This is a genomic window from Treponema sp. SP13, assembly GCF_050938355.1.
GTDB classification, from domain to species: domain Bacteria; phylum Spirochaetota; class Spirochaetia; order Treponematales; family Treponemataceae; genus Treponema_D; species Treponema_D socranskii.
Genome location: NZ_JADOVM010000002.1, coordinates 187,447 through 208,253 on the forward strand (window position 1 = coordinate 187,447; position 20,807 = coordinate 208,253).

Annotated in this window: 25 protein-coding genes and 1 tRNA gene; 12 read left to right on the forward strand and 14 right to left on the reverse strand. The window is 48.0% G+C overall.

Going from position 1 to position 20,807, the window contains the following annotated elements:
* Window positions 1-105 precede the first annotated feature (105 nt).
* Both IZU26_RS04995 and IZU26_RS05000 read left to right on the forward strand, forming a co-directional pair.
* The gene (locus IZU26_RS04995; protein ID WP_433277256.1) at window positions 106-492 is read left to right on the forward strand and encodes a TIGR02328 family protein; all 387 of its coding nucleotides are present in this window, start codon (window positions 106-108) and stop codon (window positions 490-492) included.
* Between the two features lie 90 nt (window positions 493-582).
* Window positions 583-1,020, forward strand: a complete 438-nt coding sequence (locus IZU26_RS05000) for a GNAT family N-acetyltransferase (RefSeq protein ID WP_433277258.1) — start codon at window positions 583-585, stop codon at window positions 1,018-1,020.
* 278 nt (window positions 1,021-1,298) lie between these two features.
* On the opposite strand, the gene IZU26_RS05005 is transcribed toward IZU26_RS05000, so the two are convergent.
* From IZU26_RS05005 to IZU26_RS05020, 4 genes are all read right to left on the reverse strand, one after another.
* Complete coding sequence (locus tag IZU26_RS05005) at window positions 1,299-1,841, reverse strand: GNAT family N-acetyltransferase (RefSeq protein ID WP_433277260.1); 543 nt, start codon at window positions 1,839-1,841, stop codon at window positions 1,299-1,301.
* Window positions 1,842-1,857: 16 nt separating this feature from the next.
* Window positions 1,858-2,652 carry a protein-ADP-ribose hydrolase gene (locus IZU26_RS05010; RefSeq protein WP_433277262.1) on the reverse strand — a complete coding sequence of 265 codons (795 nt, stop codon included), beginning with the start codon at window positions 2,650-2,652 and terminating at the stop codon, window positions 1,858-1,860.
* A 122-nt stretch (window positions 2,653-2,774) separates the two neighbouring features.
* Window positions 2,775-3,329, reverse strand: a complete 555-nt coding sequence (locus tag IZU26_RS05015; RefSeq protein WP_433277264.1) for a DUF6174 domain-containing protein — start codon at window positions 3,327-3,329, stop codon at window positions 2,775-2,777.
* Between the two features lie 117 nt (window positions 3,330-3,446).
* Window positions 3,447-4,304, reverse strand: coding sequence for a C10 family peptidase (locus tag IZU26_RS05020; RefSeq protein ID WP_433277265.1), 858 nt, complete (start codon window positions 4,302-4,304; stop codon window positions 3,447-3,449).
* 258 nt (window positions 4,305-4,562) lie between these two features.
* Here IZU26_RS05020 and IZU26_RS05025 point away from each other — a divergent pair, with 258 nt between their 5' ends.
* Window positions 4,563-5,594: a class II fructose-bisphosphate aldolase gene (locus IZU26_RS05025; RefSeq protein WP_021329976.1), complete on the forward strand. Its 1,032-nt coding sequence runs from the start codon at window positions 4,563-4,565 to the stop codon at window positions 5,592-5,594.
* Between the two features lie 124 nt (window positions 5,595-5,718).
* Here the strand turns inward: IZU26_RS05025 and IZU26_RS05030 are convergent, their stop codons facing one another.
* On the reverse strand, window positions 5,719-6,441 hold the full coding sequence (locus IZU26_RS05030; protein WP_310823973.1) for a hypothetical protein: 723 nt from the start codon (window positions 6,439-6,441) through the stop codon (window positions 5,719-5,721).
* Between the two features lie 223 nt (window positions 6,442-6,664).
* Between IZU26_RS05030 and infC the strand changes: the two genes are divergently transcribed.
* The 6 genes from infC to IZU26_RS05060 are packed head-to-tail and all read left to right on the forward strand — an operon-like array spanning window position 6,665 to window position 8,944.
* Window positions 6,665-7,219: a translation initiation factor IF-3 gene (gene infC, locus IZU26_RS05035; RefSeq protein WP_021329991.1), complete on the forward strand. Its 555-nt coding sequence runs from the start codon at window positions 6,665-6,667 to the stop codon at window positions 7,217-7,219.
* Window positions 7,212-7,412 (forward strand): 50S ribosomal protein L35, encoded by a 201-nt coding sequence (rpmI, locus tag IZU26_RS05040; protein WP_016520365.1) that lies wholly within the window; start codon window positions 7,212-7,214, stop codon window positions 7,410-7,412. Before infC ends, rpmI begins: the two co-directional genes overlap by 8 nt.
* Window positions 7,413-7,429: 17 nt before the next feature.
* Window positions 7,430-7,789, forward strand: a complete 360-nt coding sequence (gene rplT / locus IZU26_RS05045; RefSeq protein ID WP_021329928.1) for a 50S ribosomal protein L20 — start codon at window positions 7,430-7,432, stop codon at window positions 7,787-7,789.
* 1 nt (window position 7,790) lies between these two features.
* A complete protein-coding gene (locus tag IZU26_RS05050) occupies window positions 7,791-8,147 on the forward strand; it encodes a cell division protein ZapB (RefSeq protein WP_310823978.1) in 357 nt (118 codons plus the stop codon).
* Complete coding sequence (gene zapA / locus IZU26_RS05055; RefSeq protein WP_021329982.1) at window positions 8,148-8,450, forward strand: cell division protein ZapA; 303 nt, start codon at window positions 8,148-8,150, stop codon at window positions 8,448-8,450.
* The gene (locus IZU26_RS05060; protein WP_433277269.1) at window positions 8,447-8,944 is read left to right on the forward strand and encodes a DUF188 domain-containing protein; all 498 of its coding nucleotides are present in this window, start codon (window positions 8,447-8,449) and stop codon (window positions 8,942-8,944) included. Before zapA ends, IZU26_RS05060 begins: the two co-directional genes overlap by 4 nt.
* Before the next feature lie 100 nt (window positions 8,945-9,044).
* On the opposite strand, the gene IZU26_RS05065 is transcribed toward IZU26_RS05060, so the two are convergent.
* Entirely contained in the window at window positions 9,045-10,331 is a 1,287-nt protein-coding gene (locus IZU26_RS05065) for an HD domain-containing phosphohydrolase (protein ID WP_021495413.1), read from the reverse strand.
* A 165-nt stretch (window positions 10,332-10,496) separates the two neighbouring features.
* On the opposite strand from IZU26_RS05065, the gene IZU26_RS05070 reads away from it, so the two are divergent.
* Together IZU26_RS05070 and IZU26_RS05075 are read left to right on the forward strand one after the other, a co-directional pair.
* Window positions 10,497-12,521 carry an aconitate hydratase gene (locus IZU26_RS05070; protein ID WP_433277271.1) on the forward strand — a complete coding sequence of 675 codons (2,025 nt, stop codon included), beginning with the start codon at window positions 10,497-10,499 and terminating at the stop codon, window positions 12,519-12,521.
* Between the two features lie 53 nt (window positions 12,522-12,574).
* Complete coding sequence (locus tag IZU26_RS05075) at window positions 12,575-13,285, forward strand: late competence development ComFB family protein (RefSeq protein ID WP_433277273.1); 711 nt, start codon at window positions 12,575-12,577, stop codon at window positions 13,283-13,285.
* Window positions 13,286-13,387: 102 nt separating this feature from the next.
* Here IZU26_RS05075 and IZU26_RS05080 read toward each other — a convergent pair whose 3' ends face one another.
* The 6 genes from IZU26_RS05080 to nagA form a co-directional block, all read right to left on the reverse strand.
* The gene (locus tag IZU26_RS05080; RefSeq protein ID WP_433277274.1) at window positions 13,388-14,038 is read right to left on the reverse strand and encodes an L-fuculose-phosphate aldolase; all 651 of its coding nucleotides are present in this window, start codon (window positions 14,036-14,038) and stop codon (window positions 13,388-13,390) included.
* Between the two features lie 32 nt (window positions 14,039-14,070).
* Window positions 14,071-15,123 carry an S-methyl-5-thioribose-1-phosphate isomerase gene (locus IZU26_RS05085; protein ID WP_433277276.1) on the reverse strand — a complete coding sequence of 351 codons (1,053 nt, stop codon included), beginning with the start codon at window positions 15,121-15,123 and terminating at the stop codon, window positions 14,071-14,073.
* Complete coding sequence (gene mtnK, locus IZU26_RS05090; RefSeq protein WP_433277278.1) at window positions 15,120-16,355, reverse strand: S-methyl-5-thioribose kinase; 1,236 nt, start codon at window positions 16,353-16,355, stop codon at window positions 15,120-15,122. The genes IZU26_RS05085 and mtnK overlap by 4 nt, the downstream gene beginning before the upstream one ends.
* A gap of 35 nt (window positions 16,356-16,390) precedes the next feature.
* Window positions 16,391-16,464: transfer RNA gene (locus tag IZU26_RS05095), tRNA-Val, on the reverse strand.
* 241 nt (window positions 16,465-16,705) lie between these two features.
* Window positions 16,706-17,509 carry a glucosamine-6-phosphate deaminase gene (nagB, locus tag IZU26_RS05100; protein ID WP_433277280.1) on the reverse strand — a complete coding sequence of 268 codons (804 nt, stop codon included), beginning with the start codon at window positions 17,507-17,509 and terminating at the stop codon, window positions 16,706-16,708.
* A 37-nt stretch (window positions 17,510-17,546) separates the two neighbouring features.
* Window positions 17,547-18,713, reverse strand: coding sequence for an N-acetylglucosamine-6-phosphate deacetylase (gene nagA, locus IZU26_RS05105; RefSeq protein ID WP_021329925.1), 1,167 nt, complete (start codon window positions 18,711-18,713; stop codon window positions 17,547-17,549).
* Between the two features lie 137 nt (window positions 18,714-18,850).
* On the opposite strand from nagA, the gene IZU26_RS05110 reads away from it, so the two are divergent.
* Window positions 18,851-20,182, forward strand: a complete 1,332-nt coding sequence (locus IZU26_RS05110; protein WP_433277282.1) for a bifunctional folylpolyglutamate synthase/dihydrofolate synthase — start codon at window positions 18,851-18,853, stop codon at window positions 20,180-20,182.
* On the opposite strand, the gene IZU26_RS05115 is transcribed toward IZU26_RS05110, so the two are convergent.
* Window positions 20,179-20,448, reverse strand: a complete 270-nt coding sequence (locus IZU26_RS05115) for a BrnA antitoxin family protein (RefSeq protein WP_433277284.1) — start codon at window positions 20,446-20,448, stop codon at window positions 20,179-20,181. The genes IZU26_RS05110 and IZU26_RS05115 overlap by 4 nt on opposite strands.
* Before the next feature lie 35 nt (window positions 20,449-20,483).
* Window positions 20,484-20,774, reverse strand: coding sequence for a BrnT family toxin (locus IZU26_RS05120; protein WP_433277285.1), 291 nt, complete (start codon window positions 20,772-20,774; stop codon window positions 20,484-20,486).
* Between the last annotated feature and the right edge of the window lie 33 nt (window positions 20,775-20,807).

Sequence of the window (20,807 nt, forward strand, 5' to 3'; positions counted from 1 at the left end):
ACAGTTTGCCGCACGTTATGAGAGAATCGAATCGGTCAAAAGAGTATCGGAAAATTTAGGCAGCACATGAGCACTTTGCTCTAAGTTATATATTGAGAGAGTTGGATGAGACTGTGGCATCAAGATATGATTAGCGAATTGCCGCGCCAACAGCTGTTGGGACAACATAGGGAGTGTTGTGCCTTGCGCGGAAACGGCTGGGGCAGGCAGCATGCAACTGTCAATTATGTTTTTCATTATTCACCCTATCTGCTTTATTGTTATCACCGACTCATTATGGCAGAGATGAATCGGCGAGGCTACAGGGTCAGTCCCGAGTGGTTGGACAAAGACTATCGCGGCAGGAGATGTCCGGCATATAATAATTTAGCGGTCATTGAAGTACCCAATCCCATATATACTGAACATGATGATTGCTATTATCGTGACTGTCTCAAGAATTTAGAAACCAAGGGAATTCATTTGGATTACTATTGTGGGGCTCCGTTATAAAAAGAAAGTCATTGTTCATCGTTTTTTTTCTCCGGAGGTTTCCCTCACTGCGTTTGCGGCCGGCTGAAGAGCGGCTTGGGAGTTGTGATTATGGTAAGAGAAGCGGTTAAAGAAGATTTATATGAATTATTGAACCTATATCTGTTTTTACACGAAAAAGATATTCCGGAAAATTCAAGCCGGCTGGAAAATACATGGAAAACAATTATTGAAGATAAGAATCATCATATCATCATCAATGAAATAAACGGTAAAATACTGTCGTCCTGTGTTTGTGTGATCATTCCGAATTTGACGAGGGATGTGCGCCCGTATGCGTTTATTGAAAATGTCGTTACGAATGAAGAATACTGCGGAAAAGGATATGCAACGGAATGTCTCAATTATGCAAAGGAGATAGCGATTAAAAACAATTGCTATAAGATGATGCTTTTGACGGGCACAAAAAAAGAAAGCACATTGAATTTCTATAAAAATGCAGGGTACAACAGCGAGGATAAAACGGCATTTATACAGTGGCTTGAGTAAGAAAATAGAAAAGTTTTTCGAAGCAGAGATCTTTATGGAGCAGCCGACTATCAGTGCAAAAACAATTACGGCGGTAAAGATATATTTCGGCTTTAATTTATAAAATCCGAATTTCGGATTTCCAACCGTTCAATTCCGCAATCAAGTCTGTTTCGGTTTGCACTTTTTTTTTCGCGTTTATCGATGAGTATGTTGTCGTCGGAATCCAAAAAGCGGGTTCGGCGGCCGGCATTTTGCAGACAATAATTTGAATGTTCGGCAAACTGTTATTATGTTTTTTACTCCTGTAACAACCACGCTTCTTTCGATATACAGGTAAAGTGCTCCGTCCGCAGAACCCCTTTTAAAGCACAGGGAACGTTTTCTTTCGTATGATGATATCGGAAGCCGCATTTTTCCTGCGCCCGTTTCGATTTATCGTTTCCGTCAAAATATCCGCACCACAGTTTTTCGAGTTTCAAATCTTCGAAGCCGTGCCGCATCAGCTCGCGAACCGCCTCCGGAATAAGTCCTTGTCCCCAATACGGTACGCCGATCCAAAACCCTATTTCACCTTCCGTATCGGGAAGGCCGATATTGCTTAACTTGCCGATCATTAAGGCGATACTGCCTACAGGCTGTCCCGTCTCTTTGAGTACGACCGCGTATGACTCCGGTACGGAGAGGATATTACTGATGACGGTTCTGCTGTTTTCAACACTCGTATGGACAGCCCATCCGGCTGTCGGCCCCACGTCGGGATGACTTGCATAGTAAAACAGGTCTTGTGCATCCGATTCTCTCCACGGACGAAGCGTCAGTCTCTTTGTTTCCAAAATCATCCGGCTGTTCCTTTTGTCAATTCGTCCGCTGTAAATATAGGCTGTAAATTGCAAAATCTTCGTCGTTGAATACGTTAAACACGACTTTCATCCCGCTTCCGGTTTGCTCGATGTATTTTCGGACGGTTGCTACCGCAATTTCCGCCGCGCGCCGATTCGGAAACATAAAGACTCCGGTCGAAATACAGCAAAAAGCGATACTTTTTACGTTGTGCGCTTCGGCAAGCTCAAGACAGGAACGGTAGCAGGACGCGAGTTCTTCTTCGTGTTTTCTTTGTAATCGCCCCTGCACAATAGGCCCTACGGTGTGGATCACGTACTTGCAAGGCAGGTTGAACGCGCTCGTGATTTTTGCGCTTCCCGTCGGTTCTTCGTGTCCCTGCTTTCGCATAATGTCGGCGCACACCGCGCGCAGCTGCACGCCTGCGAATGTATGGATGCAATTGTCAATACATAGGTGACAGGGCTGCCAGCAGCCGGTCATAGCGCTGTTTGCCGCGTTTACGATCGCGTCGACTTTGAGCCGTGTAATGTCGCCCTGCCACAGATAAAAAGTTCCGTTCCCTTGTGCGCCGAGAGGCTTTAACTGCGCAAGGTCGGTAATGCCGCTCTCTCGGATCGCTTCCCGTAAATACTCGTCCTGTATGCGCAGGAATTCTTCGCTCGTATCTTGCGGCGGTCGGACGTTCATGAGGGAACGGAGCAAATTCTTTTGTTCCTGCTCGTCATCCGGTATCCGCGCGGAGCGATAACCGGGGGTTTCCTTTAAAAGACAGTCTATTAAAAAAACGCGCCGTTCATTTTGTGTCATACATATTCCTCATTTAATCCGATCGATTATAACAAAAACAAGGCAATGCATAAACTGTTATCGTATCTGTAATATCGATTTCTATAATAGTAATCTTTGCCTGTTGTGCAAGACAAACCGTTTTATTTGAATTTTGTAATTTTTATATATAAAGAACCGTCCCATGAACCGTTAGGTGATTCATCGATTTGCTCGAAAGCGGATAAATTTTCATAAACTAATAATGGAATAAAGTTCTGTTCATCATATTTTATGTCAAGCTTATAAGTTAACAGTCTTTTTTTTTCATAGGAAATTCGTCTCGTTTCTACGGTTATTTTAATGAAGTCATATATCTCGTCAATTGTTTTGAATTCGATTTTTCTTTTTGAATAATGCTTCAATTCGGAATCATATCCTTCATCCCCGGGCTTTAAGCCGTTCAGTGTGAGTTCCACCGTACCGGCTCCGTCTATTACTTTTACTTTACCTTCAATGGAATTCGGGCAGATATCTGAAATTGCATATTCAAATACATAATTTTTCATATCGGCATCTTTCCAGCGTTGCCTCATAGTATTAAACAGAATATCATCAAAACTCCAGAATTGATTGATTTCACTGTGGATTGAACAAGAAGATATTCCGAAAATCATTAAAATTGAAAATACCGTCAAAAAAAAATTTCTAAAAGACATAATTATCTTCCCGTCGGTTTTAACATATTTGTTTGGCTTAATTTGTATTGATAGTAGTAGGGCTTATCATTCGCTGCTCTGATTCCTGAATCATCAACTAATGCTCCGACTCCAAAGTTAAATACATCGTCTAAGTAATAGCCATGCCTGAGCCCATTTACTTCTTATTAAATTAAAATTCGGAGACGTATTTTCTTTTATATATTTATGATAAGCCATAATTTGCGCAACCTGAACAGCTCCGCAGCCTACGTAATAAGCATCACCACCTATAACAGCCACTATACAATTATTAAACGGTGATGGTCGTTGATTCCAATTTACCGGTATCTGGCATTTTGTATTTCCATAATTCTTTTTCCAAGCCGAATATGTATAATTACCGTTGTTTACTATGTCTTTATAAGCAGAACGAGCTTTGTAGTCAGAAATATCATCGGCTGTAAGGGAATTCCATTCGTCCGCCACATTTAAAATATAATTATTAAGACGCTCTGCAAACATAATTGAAAAATCATTATCAGAAATATCTCTTGAGAATTCAGATTCAATAAGCGCAAGAACGTTTCCTACCCTTTTATCGTCCGAAGTAATCGCATACCAATTTTTATTTTCTGTCTCAAGGAAATACAAACCGAAATTTACTTTATTACATTCTTCCATTATGGCGGAACGGTTTCTACTAAACGGAACCGGAATTGTCATACTTGATTCATCAATTTTTGTTATTTGAGTTAACGTTCCTTTTGCAAAACGACTTTCATTTTTAAAAACTGCAAGTAACGCATCCTGTACTTCCTGGTCAGATGATTTCCATTTATTGGTTAATGCAATTTCAATTAATTGATCTTTTCGGTCTGACGAGTAAGCAAAACTCCGCCTTGATGATAAAATCTCAAAATAATTGTTACACCCTGTAAAAATAATTACAAAAAACAACAGAACAGCTTTAGAAAATTTTTTGACAAACTGCATTAGCATAACCCTCCTTGTTTTTTAGATACTGTAATCTTTGCATGATTCTTTGAAAAAAGAAAGACGCTCTATTTTTGGAAAAGTGTTGTTTTTTCTGTTATCGTATACTTTATACTTTTAAACAACCGTAAAATAGCAACCGTCATTTAGATTATAGCACCTTATTTCAACAAGTCAAAAAATCGCTTGTCACCCGTCCTAAAAACGTTTACAATGGTACGACGATATTATAAGAATATGCAAATATAGGAGTCTTCTATGCACAGTTACAAAGAAATCGGACTGGTCAACACGAAAGTGCTGTTCCAGCAGGCGATGGCCGGACACTATGCGCTTCCGGCATACAATTTCAACAATATGGAACAGCTGCAGGCGATCATCCAAGCTTGCGTTGAAACCCGGTCGCCCGTTATTCTGCAGGTTTCAAAAGGCGCTCGCGCATACGCCGATAAATACATGCTCCGCCATCTTGCAGCAGGTGCGGTCGAATACGCGCACGAACTCGGCTGCGACATTCCGATCGTGCTCCACCTCGATCACGGTCCGTCGTTCGAAGTCGCAAAAGACTGTATCGAAAGCGGGTTTTCATCCGTAATGATCGACGGTTCCGCGCTTCCCTACGATGAAAACGTAAAATTAACAAAGCAAGTGTGCGATTTCGCTCATGCGCAAAAAGACTACGTAACCGTCGAAGGTGAGCTCGGCGTATTGGCCGGTGTCGAAGACGAAGTAAGCGCCGCCGAAAGCCACTACACGAAACCCGAAGAAGTGCAGGATTTCGTCGGCAAAACCGGTGTCGATTCGCTTGCCATTTCGATCGGTACGAGTCACGGCAGATGCAAATTCACGCCCGAACAGTGTACGCGCACTGCCGACGGTGTTTTGATTCCGCCGCCGCTCGCATTCGATGTACTCGAAGCGATTGAAAAAAAACTTCCCGGATTTCCGATCGTGCTTCACGGCGCATCGTCCGTTCCGGTGCAGTATGTCAAAGAGATCGAAAAATACGGCGGCAAGATTCCCGACTCCGTCGGCATTCCCGAAGAGCAGCTGCGCAAAGCGGCAAAATCCGCCGTATGCAAAATCAATATCGATTCGGACGGACGGCTTGCGATGACGGCGGCGGTCAGACGTGTGCTCGCCGAAGATCCTACAGTGTTCGATCCGCGCCTCTATCTCGGACCGGCACGCGACGAATTGAAAGCGATGTATGCCCACAAAAACAAAAACGTGCTCGGCAGCGCGGGACACGCGATCGAAGCGATGAACGCGATCAAAGCTGCACAATAATGTGACGGTAAAGAAAAATAATAATCAAGCGCCTCGAAAAATTTCAATCTTTTGAGGCTTTATTTGGATTATCAATTTTTGAAAAAAGGCGCGCAAAGCATAAAAGTTTCGCACGCCTTTTTCGTTATTTACGATGCCGACCGAATCTTACACACAGATCGCCGCCGACTATAGTTGTGACGGATGATTTTTTCGGCAAAAAAATCGAAACGGTTTTTTCTGGAAAATCGCCGTGCAAAAAGCGCACCGCTCCGCAAGCTGAAAAAAATACGTACAGGACAAAAAACGGCAGCCATGCAAAAAACGAAAACCCGACAAACCATGCCGTCTCGATCGCACTCGGTACAAAGAGAAAACCGATGAGCGTCGCCAGCAATGTTCGAAGCCTTTTTTCATCAGCACTCGTCCGATAAAGAAACGAAACGCAAACCGCCGACGAGGCAAGCATCGCCGTGTACAGCACGGGCTTGCAAAAAAGCTCGAACGCCGAATACGCCGAACGGCTGCCGGCGAGCACCGTATACGGCAAATAGACCGAAAAAAAAGCGCATAAAAGCGGAAAATAAGATTTTGCGAGGAACGCATTGTCGTCTTTCGAAATTACTAAAAAGATAAGATAGACGGCGGCAACGGGAATGAGCGTATAGGCGAGCAGAATATACGCGTAGTTTACGAAAAATCCCGCGCGCGGCGTACGGTATGAAAAAGAAAAAAACGCTTTGAATGCGCAAAACACAATCGCCGAAAGCGCACCGCCGAGCGCAACGGGGATAACCGCTTTATCTTTTTCATGTATAAGATACCATAAAAGCGATACGGGCATAAACATAATCAAAAAAAGATACATGACGATAGCATACATCGTTTAAAAAAAATGCGCAACCGTACGGTGTCGGTAAAAACGGCAATACGCTGTGGATCGCTTGGCTCGCTTTTCGGTGCGAGGACGGGGATCCGCGCTTTTCGGCATCCGATACGGCGCAATCGAGCACTAGACATTTCGATATAAATTATTATATAATAGTGCTTACATTACATGGTAGACGTGTTTTCAGACACAAGGAGGATAGTTGGCCTATACTAACAACAATAAGGGTTTACGGATTAACGAACAAATCCGCGTACGGGAAATCAGGTTAATAGATGATGAGGGTAATCAAAAAGGAATCGTACCTACGATTGATGCGCTCAGAATGGCTAGGGATGAGGACCTCGACCTTGTTGAAGTTTCGCCAAACGCGAATCCGCCGGTCTGCAAAATACTCGACTTCGGCAAATACCGGTTTGAAATGGAAAAAAAGCTCCGAGACTCCAAGAAAAACCAAAAGGTATTGAAGCTCAAGGAAATCCGTATGCAGCCGAAAATCGGCCCGGGTGACCTTGACACGAAAGCCAAGCATGTGCAGGAATTCCTCGACGAAGGCAATAAAGTCAAAATCACGATCCGCTTCCGCGGACGCGAATTGGCTCACACCGAGCTCGGATACGGAGTCCTGCAGGAAGTTCTGAAGAGGCTTACTTCCGCATACGTCGTCGAAAAACCGGCCGCTATGGAAGGCAAGTTTATGTCGATGACCATTTCGGGAAAAGCCAAAACAACAAGTGAGGTAAAATCGAATGCCTAAGATGAAGACGAAAAAATCCGCCGCCAAGCGCTATTCGCTTACGGGCAGCGGAAAAGTCAAGTACAAAAAAATGAACCTCCGCCATATTCTCACCAAGCGTTCTTCAAAACGGAAACGCCAGCTCCGTGCTGCCGGAATTATGGCCGAAGACTCTGCAAAAAAAGTAAGAAAGCAGATGCTGCCGTACGGCTGATTTTTAGGAGTTAAAACATGTCAAGAGCAATAGACGGATCAAAACGTAAAAATCGCCGCATCAAAATCCTCAAGCTTGCAAAGGGTTTCAGAGGCGACAGAAAATCGAATTTCAAAGCCGCAAAAGACGCGGTCGTAAAAGCGCTGCGCCATGCCTACGTCGACAGACGCGACAGAAAGGGCAATTTCCGCGCGCTGTGGATTGCACGTATCAACGCGGCTGTCCGCGATGAAGGGCTTTCGTACTCCCGCTTTATCGACGGTTGTACCAAAGCCGGAGTTGCGCTCAACCGAAAAGCACTTGCAAATATGGCAATCGAAGATCCCGCGGCGTTCAAAGCCGTTGTGGACATCGCAAAGAACGCACTGAAGGCATAATATGATATCGCTCGATCAGATTCTTCTTCTTGAACGAAAAGTGGAAAGCGCTGTGGAAAAAATCTCACAGCTGCAGTCGGAAAACGATGCTCTGCGCACCAAGTGTACCGAGCTCACAAATGCGCTTGCCGACAAATCGGAGCGGCTTTCCTCTATCGAACAGGATCAGAGCAAGATCGAAAACGGCATATTAAAAGCGCTCGACCGGCTCAATTCCATCGAAAATTCCGTACTGAGAGCCGGAAGCGCAGCCTCCGCTGCAAAAACGCCGCAAAGTCCGAAAGCGCCCCAGAGCGCGCCCGTCCGTACCGCCGAACCGAAAAAAGCGGAAGATGACGGACAGTTCGACATTTTCTAAATGGGTTCCCTTCAAATCGACTTGCTCGGCTCTTCTTTTGCAATCAAGGCGAACGAAGAATCGGCCTACCTTGAAAAACTGCTCGGCTATTATAAACGCATCACCGAAGAAATAAAAAAAACGGGCGGTTTGACGAAACCTGTCGAAATAGCGATTATGAGCGGCATCACGCTCGTCGATGAATTATATAAAGAAAAATCAAAAAACGCGAAACTCTTAAACGGCGGCGATTCGGCGGACGATGAAGAAGCCGAACGCCTTACGCTCCGCATGATAGACAGGATCGATAAGGCGCTCAAGTGAAACCTGTGCGCGTGTGGGTGGATGCCGACTCCTGCCCTCGATCGGTACGCGATTACATCATAAAAAAAGCGGCGTCTCTTTCGTTTGCCGTCACTTTCGTTGCAAATCGCGTCGTCCCCGTCGATGAAAAATTATTAATTAATAAAAAATTGTCTTTCGAAATGCTCACTTGTGAAAACACGCCCGGAGCGGCCGACGATTGTATCGCTTCGTGTGCTGAAAACGGCGACATGATCGTCACGCGAGACATTCCGCTTGCAGCAAAGCTTACCGAACGGGGCTTGTGCGTTTTAAACGACCGCGGTACGTGCTATACAAAAGAGAGCGCGAAAAAAAAACTTGCCGACAGAAATTTCAATATGCAGCTTGCAGAGGCGGGACTTACCGGCAACAGAAAAAACGTCTACGGCAAAAAAGAATTCGCGCTCTTTGCCGCGTGCTTCGATAAAAAGATAATCGAATTGATCCGCGAACGATCGCACTCGCATCCGTAAACGATACGGCTCTTTCGCAAAGTATTTGCAAAGATGACATCTCGTGCGTTTTGCAGCGAACATTGTGTTCGATTTTATGGCGTTCCGCTGCCGGATATTTTCAAACCGATTTGCCGTGCTCTTCAGGACACGAGTCTTCGTCGGGATAAGCGAGCAGGATCGCAGAAATACGGCTTTTTACCTGTAAAAATGCGGCGACGATTTCGGGGTCGAACTGCGTGCCCGCTCCTTTTTCGATCTCTTCAAACGCTTTTTCGATCGGCCACGCGTCTTTATACGATCGGCGATGGCTGAGCGCATCGAACACGTCGGCGACGCTTATGATGCGCGCGGCGAGCGGGATCGCATCCCCTCCCAAAGCGTCGGCAGGAAAAAGCGGTTCTCCGATTTTATACGCGTGGTAATCGATATTGCCGGGGTAACCCGCGCTCGATTTGTTCCACGCTTCGTGATGGTGCAGTGCAACGTCACGGCACATCAAGTCGAGCATGGATGAGCCGTCGCCGAAAATCTGCGCTCCGATGCACGTGTGCCCTTTCAATATGGCGCGGTTTTCGTCATCGGGGCCGTAGCGCTTCGGGCTGTGGAGCACCGCATCGGGAATGCCGACTTTACCGATGTCGTGAAATTTTGCGGCGATTTTTAAACAGTCACGGAAACGATGTTTTTCGTGTTCGGGAACATTGTGATTGAATGCCCAGCGGTCGTATATTTCGAGCGAGTTTTCCGCGACGCGCATAACGTGCGGATAGGTTTCTTTCGGATCGCGGAACTCCGCCATCTTAAGCATACGCTGCACCATCAAATTCGTCTGATACGTATTTTGCAGCGCTTGGCGAACGTTCGATGCAAAGTGCGTAATATAGAGCACCGCATCTTCATCGAAGCCGATGAGCTTTCCCGATTCGTCCTGTGCGTTTATGAGCTGCATGACGCCGAGCAGTTTTCCCGACTGCATTTTAAGGGGCAGCGTATAGATTGATTTTGTGTGATATCCGGTCGAAATATCGGTTTTTTTATTAAAGACGAAAGGTTTGTCGGAAGGAATTTGATAGGCATCCTGAATATTGACCGGCTCTCCCGACAGCGCAACGTAGCCGGAAATCGACTTTTCATTGATCGGAACGGAAAAGGAGAGATACGGAAGCTTTTCTCCCGGCTTGAGTTTTTTCAGCTGCGTATCGTTTTGTGCATATTTTATGCGCAGTTTATCGTCTTCGATTTCGTAGATGGAACCCGCGTCCGCTCGGACGATAGCGCGCGTTTCGGTGAGAATACGTTCGAGCAGCACATCGATATCTTGGATTTCTTCAAGTTTTTTTTCAAGCTCAAGAATTTTTTGCAGCTTTTGTTCTTTTTGCAAAACATTTTTCTTTGTCTTTTTCATGCACACTTTTTCCTAATACGGTATTGAATACAAGCCGCGTGCGGAACACGGAAACTGCTCAATTATACTATTGTTTGAGATAAAACACAATGTAAAAGCGCCTCGTTGAACAGAACTACGAAATTTGCTAAAATACGTCCCGTGTAAAAATATCGAGGTAACGCTATGTCCTTAACACTCACGGAAAAATTATTGCAGGCGCACATTATTCCCGACGCATGTCCCGACACGAGATTCGTACCGGGAGAGGCGATACGACGGGGAGACGATATCGCGATCCGCATCGATCAAACGCTGACGCAGGATGCGACGGGAACGATGACTTACCTCCAATTCGAAACGATCGGCGTTCCCCGCGTCAAAACGGAACTCTCCGTTTCCTACGTCGACCACAATACGCTGCAAACCGATTTTAAAAATATGGACGATCACCGCTACCTGCAGAGCGTCGCCGAAAAATACGGCCTCTATTTTTCGCGGCCGGGAAACGGCATCTGTCATCAAGTACACCTGGAGCGTTTCGGAAAGCCGGGTAAAACGCTGCTCGGCAGCGACAGCCACACGCCGACCGGCGGCGGTATCGGCATGATAGCGATCGGAGCGGGCGGACTCGACGTCGCCGTCGCAATGGGGGGCGGCGCCTTTCACTTGGCGATGCCGAAAATCTTCGGTGTACAGCTTACCGGATGCCTTCGAAAAGGAGTCAGCGCAAAAGACATCATCCTCGAAGTGCTGAGGCGGGAAACGGTAAAAGGAGGTGTCGGCGCGGTTTACGAATATTTCGGTTCGGGCGTCGAAACGCTTACCGTTCCGCAGCGCGCGACGATTACGAATATGGGCGCAGAACTCGGCGCAACTTGTTCTATTTTTCCGTCGGACGCAAAGACGAAAACCTTTCTTGCATCGATGGGCAGAGCAAAAGATTGGACAAAGCTCGAAGCCGACATCGGCGCCGAATACGATAAAATCATCCAAATCGATTTGACGAAACTGTCCGCGCTCGCCGCCCAGCCGCATTCTCCTGACGCCGTCACTGCGGTAAAAAATCTTTCGGGAAAACCGGTAACGCAGGTCGTCATCGGTTCATGTACGAACAGCTCCCTTGATGATTTGGAAACGGTCGCAGCGATCGTCAAAGGCAAACATATAGCACCCGGAGTCGAAGCTGGCATAGCGCCGGGAAGCCGTGCGACGCTCATGATGGCTGAAAAAGCGGGTATTCTCGGTACGCTCATCGAAGCGGGCTTCCGCATCCTCGAAAGCGCGTGCGGTCCGTGCATCGGTATGGGATTTGCACCGAACAGCGGAGGCGTATCGCTTCGTACGTTCAACCGCAATTTTAAAGGCAGAAGCGGAACGGCCGATGCAAAGCTCTACCTCGTCTCCCCCGAAACGGCCGCCGCTTCCGCGGTTACAGGCGTGTTTACCGAAGCCGAAACGCTTTCATATACCGACCGCGCCTACGTGCGCTCTCGCCGCGTAAGCCTTCTCGACGGAAACGACGCGCGGCTCGATGCAAAAATTATTAAAAAAGCGGCGAAAGACGAGGGGCTTCTCATCCCCCCGCTTCCTCAGGAACAAGCGGAAAAAGTCGAAGTGATCCGCGGGCCGAACATAAAAAAATGTCCGCCCTGCCCTCCGTGCGCACCTTCTCTCAAACTGCCGGTGCTGCTGAAAGCGGGCGACAATATTTCGACCGACGACATCATGCCGGCGGGAACGAAAGTGCTTCCGTTCCGTTCGAATATCCCCGAAATAAGCAAATTCACTTTTTCACGCATCGATGAAACTTTTTACGAGCGTGCCGAACGTATGCGTTTTTTCGGCTGCTTTATCGTCGCGGGCGAAAATTACGGACAGGGTTCTTCCCGCGAACACGCAGCCCTCGGCCCCATGTACCTCGGAGTGCGCGCGGTCATCGTAAAAAGCTTTGCGCGGATCCATAAAGCGAATCTCGTAAACTACGGTATCATTCCGATTGAATTTGCAAATCCCGTCGATTATGATATAATCAAACAGGGAGATACGCTTGAAATCGGAAATATCGCCGAAGCGCTGAAAACCGGCTGTCCGTTCGACATAGCCGTTAACGGGAAAAAAATCAACGGCGTAAACGATTTTAGCAAGCGCAGCCGCGCGATTCTGCTTTCGGGAGGACTTGCATCCTATACCTGTAAAGGCGGAAATTAACATTAATAAAATGAAATACGGTTTTTAAAATACGGGAGTTTTACGGGAGGAATATGAAAGTTCACAACGTAATGGAAGAATTGATAACATCGCGCGTCAATCTCATGTACGAGCGGCTCAATGAAACGAAGCCGTCATGGCTTACCTGCGACTGCGAAGATTGCCGAATCGATGTCGTAAGCTATGTGCTCAACCGTATTCCTCCGCGCTACGTCGTTTCGGGACGCGGTATCGTACATACGATGAACATCCCGATGCCGCAGATAAAAGCCGATATCGATGCGCTCACTATCGAAGCCATGCGCGCAATCAATTCCGTAAAACGCCCGTATCACAAAGACCTTGTGCCGAACGCACGTTCGAAAAAGCCTGAGATTTCGTTCAATTTTCCCATTTTTTCGGGAATCGTTTTCGACGGCGCGTCTTTTGAGCCGCTTATCGATTGTACGATCACGCTCAAATACGAAGAGCGCAACGCCGATATGATCGACAAAACGTGGTCAAATCCGTGCAAAACATACGCGGCGACAAACGGATCGTATTCGTTTTGGATCAAACCTTTTAAAGCAGACAAAGTCGGCGAAAGCAAATACTTTACGTTTACTGTGGAAGTAAGTGCAAACGGTTACACGCCTGCAAGTCACGCATTCAGCATTCCGCTCGTAAGCGAAGCCGAACAGCGCAACGAAGCAAGCACTTCGTATTCGCTGAAAATACAGGATCTCTTTTTATTTCGAAGCGACGTAAAAAATCCGATGGAGTGATCGGGAAACGCCGATGAAAGCGGGAGAACCCGTACCGTACGTTTCCGCGTCTGTTTTGTCCGGTTCCGTTCGAAAGTTTTCGTTTCGGACAGAGCCTTGAACCTATCTGTTTTTTACCTGTCCGTAGCCTTTGAATTTTTCGATCACCCGCTCCATTTCGTCATCCGGCAGCACGAAGGGTTTTCCCGCGCACATCGCTCGGTACTGTACTTCGGCGCAAAATTCCATGCCGCGCGCCAAACCGAAAGCGGCGGGCAAATCTTTTCCGACGGCGAGCATACCGTGATTTGCCAAAAGAACCGCGTCGCTTTTTCCGATCGCGTCTTTTGCAGCTTTTGCCAATTCGATCGTGCCGAAGGTTCGGTACGGAGCGCAAGGAACTTCCGGAGCCCCCGCATCCGCGACGATATAGTGCACTGCGCGGATCGGCTCATGAAGACACGCAAGTACGGTGCAGTACATCGAATGCGTGTGCACGACAGCCCTCGCTTCGGGTTTCGCCTCGTACATTGCCGCATGCAGCGCCCATTCGCTTGACGGCTTTCTGTCCCCCTCGACGATTTTTCCGCCGAGATCGACTACGACGATATCGCTTTCTTTCGTATCGAAATACGGAATACCCGACGGACTGATGATCATGAGTTTTTTTTCCGAATCGAAAATACTTATGTTTCCGCTCGTTCCCGATGTAAGATGCTCCGTAATCAAACGCTTGCCGAAGTCGACGATGGCTTTGCACTCTTTGTCATACATATCTGTCCTACCTCCGTCGTACACCTTTTCCATCAATAATACTCATCCGTTTTCGTGTTGAAATAGTCGTTCAGCGTATAGGGCGTAAAAATGCCTTTATCGGTTATGACGCCGCTTATCAAATGCGGAGGCGTGATGTCGAACGAAGGGTAGATCCCTTTGACACCCGAAAGCGTATTCGCCTTTCCGCCCGAACTCAGCACAAGGGACGGGTCTCTCTCTTCGATGACGATATCGCGCATCGTCATTTTATCCGCGTCCGGTATGCCCGTCACAAAATACGGAATGCCGAAGTGCTTTGCCAAAATCGCGATTTGAAACGTGCCGATTTTATTTGCAATGTGTCCGTCGCGAGCGATGGTGTCTGCCGCCGACGTAAAGACGTCGATGCCTTTTTTTTGCATCGCGTAGGCGACCATATTATCCGTGATGACCGTCGTATCGAAACCCATTTCATAACAGCAGCTCGACGTAAGGCGCGCACCCTGCAGGTAGGGCCGCGTTTCCGCACAGTAGAGTTTCAACTCATTGCCGCTTTTTTTTGCCGCACGAAGCATCATACCGACGATCGTTTCGCCGAAACACTGCGTAAGCACCGTTCCGCCTTTCGGAAAAAGGGATGCGAGGTATTCGCCGAGTTTTTCCATCGTACCGTAGCGGCGCTCAAGCGAATCGATTGTCCGCTCGAAGATCGCATCACACACGTTTTTTCCAGCAGCGATCGCGCCCTCGGCCGCTTTGAGGCAGCCCTCCGTGACGATGCTCATCCTGTTTGCCGTCGTCGGTCTTGCGTGCGATATGTCGTGCGCCGCTTGGCGCAAAAACTCGAGCTGAGAAGCGGCACTTTTGTCTTTTACTTCGTAAGCCGCAAGCGCCATACCCATGCCGGCTGCCGTATAGGGGCCTGCGCTCTGCGTAACCATATCGGCGATCGCCTGTGCGACTTCCCGATACGAAGCGCATTCGACGAATTTTATTTCCGTAGGATAGATGCGTCTGTCCAATATGCGCACTTTTCCGTTTTCGTACCACGCGACGTTTTCGTATCTCAGCAAAAAGGGCAAATCGAAATCACACCGCTTCATAGTTCACCTCGTTTCGCGCAGCCGAAGATATCGTTTGCCGCCTGCACAAGATCGCTTCCCGATTTCATATCGTCCGTCCGCTTTATAAAAGTTTTTCCGAGCAGGATGAGACTCCTTTCGAGCGGTACTTTCAGCTCGATATCCGTCACGGAAGTCACTTCCGACACTTTCGCGTCCCCGACGACTCTCCTGATGATCTCCGTTCCCGCATAGCCCGCCGAATCGGCAAGCACGCCTTCCGTATACGTTTTTTTAAAGCGCTCGTTTTTGTACAGCGGGAATTCGACAAGCTCATCGTATTTTTTTTCAAACTTCGTTTTAAACGAATCGAAAACGTCCGCAATCGTCTTTTGCAGCCACAACAAAAATTCCGCATTTTCAGGCTTCGTCCAATACGCGTTCGCATACGCGAAAAAGAGATTACCGATGACGTTTCCGACATCGTAGCCCATGGGACCGTAAAACGCGAATTCCGGATCGATTACTTTTATGCCGCCTTCATTTACGAAGATGGAACCGGAATGCAAGTCTCCGTGAACGAGCGCCTGCGCATGATTCATAAAATCGTCCCGAAGGCAAGCGACACACGCGTGCAGCGCTTTGTCCTCGTACAACGCTTTTTCTACGAAATGCGCATTTTCCGGTATGACGACGTTACGCTTTTTATAATCCCAATACGGTTCGGTAAACACCAAATCTTCGGAAATATCGCAGAGCTCGGGATTCGTAAAAAGCTTGACGCGCTCTTTTTTTTCATCCCGTCCTATAACCAAATCCGTCGTCGGAAGCAGCGTATCCGCAAGAAAGGTCGAAAGCTCATCGCTCAATGCCGGAAAAATTTTCCCCGCACCGAGCTCTTTGCGCAAATTCTTATACGCCGAAATGTCTTCCATGGCTAGTGCGAACATCGCTTCGTCGTAGTGATAGATTTCGGGCACGAAGCCGGGCGCGAGCGATTTTTCGATTTTCAAAATCTCCGCTTCGATTTTGTTCCGGTGCATATCGAGCGGACGGCCGGATGAGCGGAGCAGCGTGTCCGCCTGTTTTATAACGAGGGACTTGCCGCTCGTTTTACCGAACACTTTGAACACGTAGTTGATATTGCCGTCACCGATTTCCGTGCAGCCGAGCTCTTCGTCCACATCAAAATAGTCGAGCACCTCTCGCGCATATTCGATTGCCGTCCGTACGTCGAGTAAAAAATGTTTTGCGTATTTTTTTTTATCTGACATCATTGAAAAGTGTACGCCGAAGCACGGAGTATGTTTGGACGATGAGGGATTCGGACCCCCGACACCCTGGGTGTAAACCAGGTACTCTAACCGGCTGAGCTAATCGTCCGCGTATTTTTCGAGTATAAAGAAATACGCACTTGCTGTCAACGGTAAAATCAGCCACTGACAGCCGTACAAAATCAGCGGCATCTCGTCAATGAACTGCTTCCCGTACAATCAGCCGTTGTCGGTAAATATCCGAGTCAAGTCGCTGCAAAGACACATACGGCAAGGAGATTGCACGTGATTTTTCAACATCGTAAGCGAAAATCCGAAGCGTTCCAAAAACGGCGCAACGCCGGAATTCCTTACAGCGCTTTCTTTTCGATATGCGATTCGATTTCCGCAAAATAGCGCACGGTTTTCACTTTCAGCTCTTCGCCCGCTTCATCGTCGCAGACGATCACGGCGTCTTTGTGCAGCTGCAGCGCCGTTACCGCCCATTGGTGAGAAATCGCCCCTTCGACGCCCTGCGCGACCGCTGAAGCTTTTACCCTTCCCGTCGCCATGATGACGACTTCATCCGCATCACAGATAGTTCCGACACCGACGCTCAGTGCCTGCGTCGGAACTTTCGAAAGGTCGCCGCCGAAAAACCGCGCGTTCGCACCGACCGTTTCTTTCGTCAGCGTCGCCGCGTGCGTACGCGATGCGAGGGAGGAACCCGGCTCGTTAAACGCAATGTGTCCGTCGCTTCCGATGCCGCCGAAAAAAAGACGTATACCGCCGGCAGATTCGATCGCTTTTTCATAAGCGGCGCATTCGGCTTCTTTGTCCTCTGCAAGCCCGTTCAATATGTGAATATTTTTTTTATCGATATCGACGTGATTAAAAAAATTGTCGAACATAAAATAATGATAGCTTTGCGGATGTTTGTCGTCGAGACCGACGTATTCGTCCATATTGAACGTGACAACGTTTTTAAACGAAACCTTTCCCGCTTTATATAATTCGATAAGCGCCCGATAGGTTCCGATAGGCGTACTGCCCGTCGGAAGCCCGAGCACAAAGGGATTCGATTCGCTCGGATTATAATCGACAATGCGCCGCGCAATGTGCTGCGCAACCCACGCCGAACACGCATCGTAATCTTTTTTGATGATAACACGCATACTAAGCTCCTATTATTGATTATTAAAAATTAATACCTTAAAATACATTCTTTACCGTACGTCCCTGCACCATCACGAATCGCAGCGAAAAATCCTTATCGAAGACGATGACGTCGCTGTCGTAACCGGGAACGAGCATGCCTTTTTTTGCATACTTCATAATGCGTGCGGGATTCGTCGATGCACACTTTACCGCATCACTCAAAGGAAAGCCGAAAGATACGAGGTTTTTCAACCCGCGTATCATCGTGAGCGCGGAACCGGCGATAACGTCGTCCGACTTTCGATGAAAGCAGCCGTCTTTGAAAACGACTTCTTCGCCGTTCGCCGTAAGATGCTCTCCCGTCTCTTCAGTCGGAGTGAGTGCGTCCGTAACGAGGACAATCTGATCGCTCGTTTTATCTTTTTGCAAAAGCTTAAAGAGGTCGGGGTGTACGTGCACGCCGTCGGCGATGATTTCGCATGTCATTTCCTGATGAATAAGCACCGCGCCGACCGCGCCCGGGTTCCGGTGATGCATTTGGCTCATCGCGTTGAAAAAATGCGTCGCGTGAAAAATACCCGCCTGCATACCTTCGACCATATTGCTGTAAGCGGCGTCGGTGTGTCCCGCTTGCAACACGATCCCCTTGTCGATGCACATAAGCGCGAGGCGCCGCATATCTTTCAATTCCGGGGCGACGGTCATATTGACGATGTGCCCTTCGGACGCTTTCCACAAACGCTCCATCAAATCGAGGTCTACGCTCCTTACCGTTTCGGGACGCTGTACGCCGAGTTTATACGGCGAAATAAAGGGGCCTTCGAGATGGATCCCCATAATCTTCGCGCCCCTTTCCTTTCCCATAGCGCGCACGATCGCTTTGATCGAGGAAATCATCGTCGCTTCGTCGGAAGGATACATCGTCGGATTAAAAGCGGTGACGCCGTAATCTGCGAGGTCGTCCGACATACGGAGCATGCATTCGGTCGTACAATCGTCCGTACCGTGCCCTTTAAATCCGTGTATATGCGTGTCGATTAAACCGGGTGCGATGTACATGCCGTGCGCGTCGATAAGGGCGACATCTTTATCGAATGTCTTTTGACGAAAACGGGTTTCGGAAAATATATCGGCGATCTTTCCGCCGTCGATTAAAACGGCGCAGTCGCCCATCTGCGAAATGCCGTTCAGCACCGTCGCATTGTGTATGCATAATTTCATAGTAAAACAACAATAGCACAAATCTCGCGTTTTGCAAACCGCGAGATCGAGACGTTTCGGACGATTTCACTTTAAAAGTAACCGACTTTTGAGACAGCCCCTGTGCTCTCGGACAAATCCGTGCTATACTCGCCGTCATGGAACATGCACCCGCGACGCGCAGCTTTGAAAGGTGGCTCGATTCATTTATCAATTTCGAAAAACTTCCGCAAAAAAATATGTTTTGGCTCGATACCATGCATTTTTTTTGCGAACGTCTCGGCCATCCCGAAGCCTCATCCCCGTGCTTTCACATAGCCGGTTCAAAAGGTAAAGGCTCCGTTTCAAAGATGATCGCATGTATTTTGCAGGAAGCCGGCTTTTCCGTCGGCCTCTACACTTCTCCGCACGTGAGCGATTTCCGCGAACGCATCGCGACACCCGGCGGCTTTTTCGACGATGCCGTCTACAGTGACGCTGCAGCGGAACTGATGCATGCAGTGCAGTCGGCCGAACACGAAAAAAAAATCCCGCGCACCCTTACGTGGTTCGAACTTGCGACGCTCTACGCGTTTTTGTGCTTTCGCCGCGCGCGCACAGATTGGAACGTATTCGAAGTCGGATTGGGCGGGAGGCTCGACGCGACAAACGTCGTCACGCCGAAACTCTGCTGCATTACGCCGATCGAACTCGAACACACTGAATATCTCGGTGACACGGTTGAAAAAATCGCCGCGGAAAAAGCGGGCATCATAAAGCCGCGCATCCCCGTCATCGTTTCGCATCAAGCGACGCATTCTGTCTACCGAGTGTTTCAAAAAACCGCTCAAAACGTTGGTACATCGTGCACTTTTATAGACGATATGATACGATTTCGAGAAATTTCTTACACGAATGATTACCGCATGAACCTATGTTTCGAAAGCCCGCTGTTTTCCCGCCCCGTGCAGACGACATTGCGCATGCTCGGTTCGGTACAGGCACAAAATGCGGCTCAAGCCGCTCTCGCGGTAAAAACGGCACTGCCTGCCATCGGCGAAGCGGCTATCGAAAAAGGGCTCGCAAACGCAAGCCTCCCCGCACGCTTTGAAATCCTCACTTACCGCAGTATGACCGTCGTCTTTGACGGAGCGCATACGGTTGCAAGTATGGAAAACACGATGCAAACCCTTATCGCTCTTTTTCCGTCCCGCCCCCGCCATCTGCTTTTTGCGCTTGCAGCCGACAAAAATGCCGAAGCGATCGCCGGCCTTTTCCGCGGCACATTTCATTCGATTACGTTGACAAAACCGGGATTTACAAAACACGGCGACATAGAACGCGCAGAGGCCGCCTGTAAAAGCGCGCACCTTTCGTTCACTTGTGAAATCGATTTTGAAAAAGCGGTACAAAGCGCATTCGAAAAAGCCGAAGCCGCTTCCGCCGTCCTGCTCGTTTCAGGCTCTTTTTACCTTGCCGCCGATGCGAAGCGCGTTATAAATTTTTATTAATGTTCCGCACCTCTTTGTAAAAACGCATGAGCACGCAAAACATCATTCATCTTTGTTTGGTATCCCCTGCCCTGCGATTTGTACCATTCGAGAACATCGGTATCGATCTGCAAATGAATTTCCGTTTTTTTTCGCTTCGCACCATTCGGGATGAACTTCATACCATGGACGAAATTTTGCGAGTTCCTCTTTGGTCTGCTTCGGGCAATCAGGATCGTCTTCTGCAGTACCGGCTCGAACCTGCGCTGCTGCGCGGCGGATAACATTCTTTTCCTCTTCGGTAAGCGGATTTTTTTTCACTTCATCGAGTGTCATAGTTATTAAAGTATTCATCGATTTCCTCCTTTTCCGCAGGACGCGCAGAAATAATTCTGACTCTATTTTCATCCACTTCCGTATAAACAACAAAAAGAATATCATCAACCATACCGATTACATTCCATCGCTCTTCATCGAATGTTGAATGCTGTGAATCATATTTTTCAATACGTTTGTTGTCGGAAAAAACTTTAACCGCTATTCGGAATGAGATCCCGTTATGTTTTTCAATGTTGTGCTTTTCTTTATCCGGATCCCACTCAAATGATAACACCTTCCGCATCCTCCGCCGTTATCAGTATACACC

Bases quoted from the DNA above. Each gene is read 5' to 3' on its own strand.
- nagA (WP_021329925.1), bottom strand. From the start codon at position 18,713: ATGAAATTATGCATACACAATGCGACGGTGCTGAACGGCATTTCGCAG.
- mtnK (WP_433277278.1), bottom strand. From the start codon at position 16,355: ATGTCAGATAAAAAAAAATACGCAAAACATTTTTTACTCGACGTACGG.
- IZU26_RS05065 (WP_021495413.1), bottom strand. From the start codon at position 10,331: ATGAAAAAGACAAAGAAAAATGTTTTGCAAAAAGAACAAAAGCTGCAA.
- IZU26_RS05070 (WP_433277271.1), top strand. From the start codon at position 10,497: ATGTCCTTAACACTCACGGAAAAATTATTGCAGGCGCACATTATTCCC.
- IZU26_RS05010 (WP_433277262.1), bottom strand. From the start codon at position 2,652: ATGACACAAAATGAACGGCGCGTTTTTTTAATAGACTGTCTTTTAAAG.
- IZU26_RS05050 (WP_310823978.1), top strand. From the start codon at position 7,791: ATGATATCGCTCGATCAGATTCTTCTTCTTGAACGAAAAGTGGAAAGC.
- IZU26_RS05110 (WP_433277282.1), top strand. From the start codon at position 18,851: ATGGAACATGCACCCGCGACGCGCAGCTTTGAAAGGTGGCTCGATTCA.
- IZU26_RS05085 (WP_433277276.1), bottom strand. From the start codon at position 15,123: ATGAAGCGGTGTGATTTCGATTTGCCCTTTTTGCTGAGATACGAAAAC.
- IZU26_RS05030 (WP_310823973.1), bottom strand. From the start codon at position 6,441: ATGTATCTTTTTTTGATTATGTTTATGCCCGTATCGCTTTTATGGTAT.
- IZU26_RS05005 (WP_433277260.1), bottom strand. From the start codon at position 1,841: ATGATTTTGGAAACAAAGAGACTGACGCTTCGTCCGTGGAGAGAATCG.
- IZU26_RS05075 (WP_433277273.1), top strand. From the start codon at position 12,575: ATGAAAGTTCACAACGTAATGGAAGAATTGATAACATCGCGCGTCAAT.
- IZU26_RS05115 (WP_433277284.1), bottom strand. From the start codon at position 20,448: ATGTTATCCGCCGCGCAGCAGCGCAGGTTCGAGCCGGTACTGCAGAAG.
- IZU26_RS05025 (WP_021329976.1), top strand. From the start codon at position 4,563: ATGCACAGTTACAAAGAAATCGGACTGGTCAACACGAAAGTGCTGTTC.
- IZU26_RS05000 (WP_433277258.1), top strand. From the start codon at position 583: ATGGTAAGAGAAGCGGTTAAAGAAGATTTATATGAATTATTGAACCTA.
- zapA (WP_021329982.1), top strand. From the start codon at position 8,148: ATGGGTTCCCTTCAAATCGACTTGCTCGGCTCTTCTTTTGCAATCAAG.
- IZU26_RS04995 (WP_433277256.1), top strand. From the start codon at position 106: ATGAGACTGTGGCATCAAGATATGATTAGCGAATTGCCGCGCCAACAG.
- IZU26_RS05020 (WP_433277265.1), bottom strand. From the start codon at position 4,304: ATGCAGTTTGTCAAAAAATTTTCTAAAGCTGTTCTGTTGTTTTTTGTA.
- IZU26_RS05015 (WP_433277264.1), bottom strand. From the start codon at position 3,329: ATGTCTTTTAGAAATTTTTTTTTGACGGTATTTTCAATTTTAATGATT.
- IZU26_RS05080 (WP_433277274.1), bottom strand. From the start codon at position 14,038: ATGTATGACAAAGAGTGCAAAGCCATCGTCGACTTCGGCAAGCGTTTG.
- rplT (WP_021329928.1), top strand. From the start codon at position 7,430: ATGTCAAGAGCAATAGACGGATCAAAACGTAAAAATCGCCGCATCAAA.
- nagB (WP_433277280.1), bottom strand. From the start codon at position 17,509: ATGCGTGTTATCATCAAAAAAGATTACGATGCGTGTTCGGCGTGGGTT.
- rpmI (WP_016520365.1), top strand. From the start codon at position 7,212: ATGCCTAAGATGAAGACGAAAAAATCCGCCGCCAAGCGCTATTCGCTT.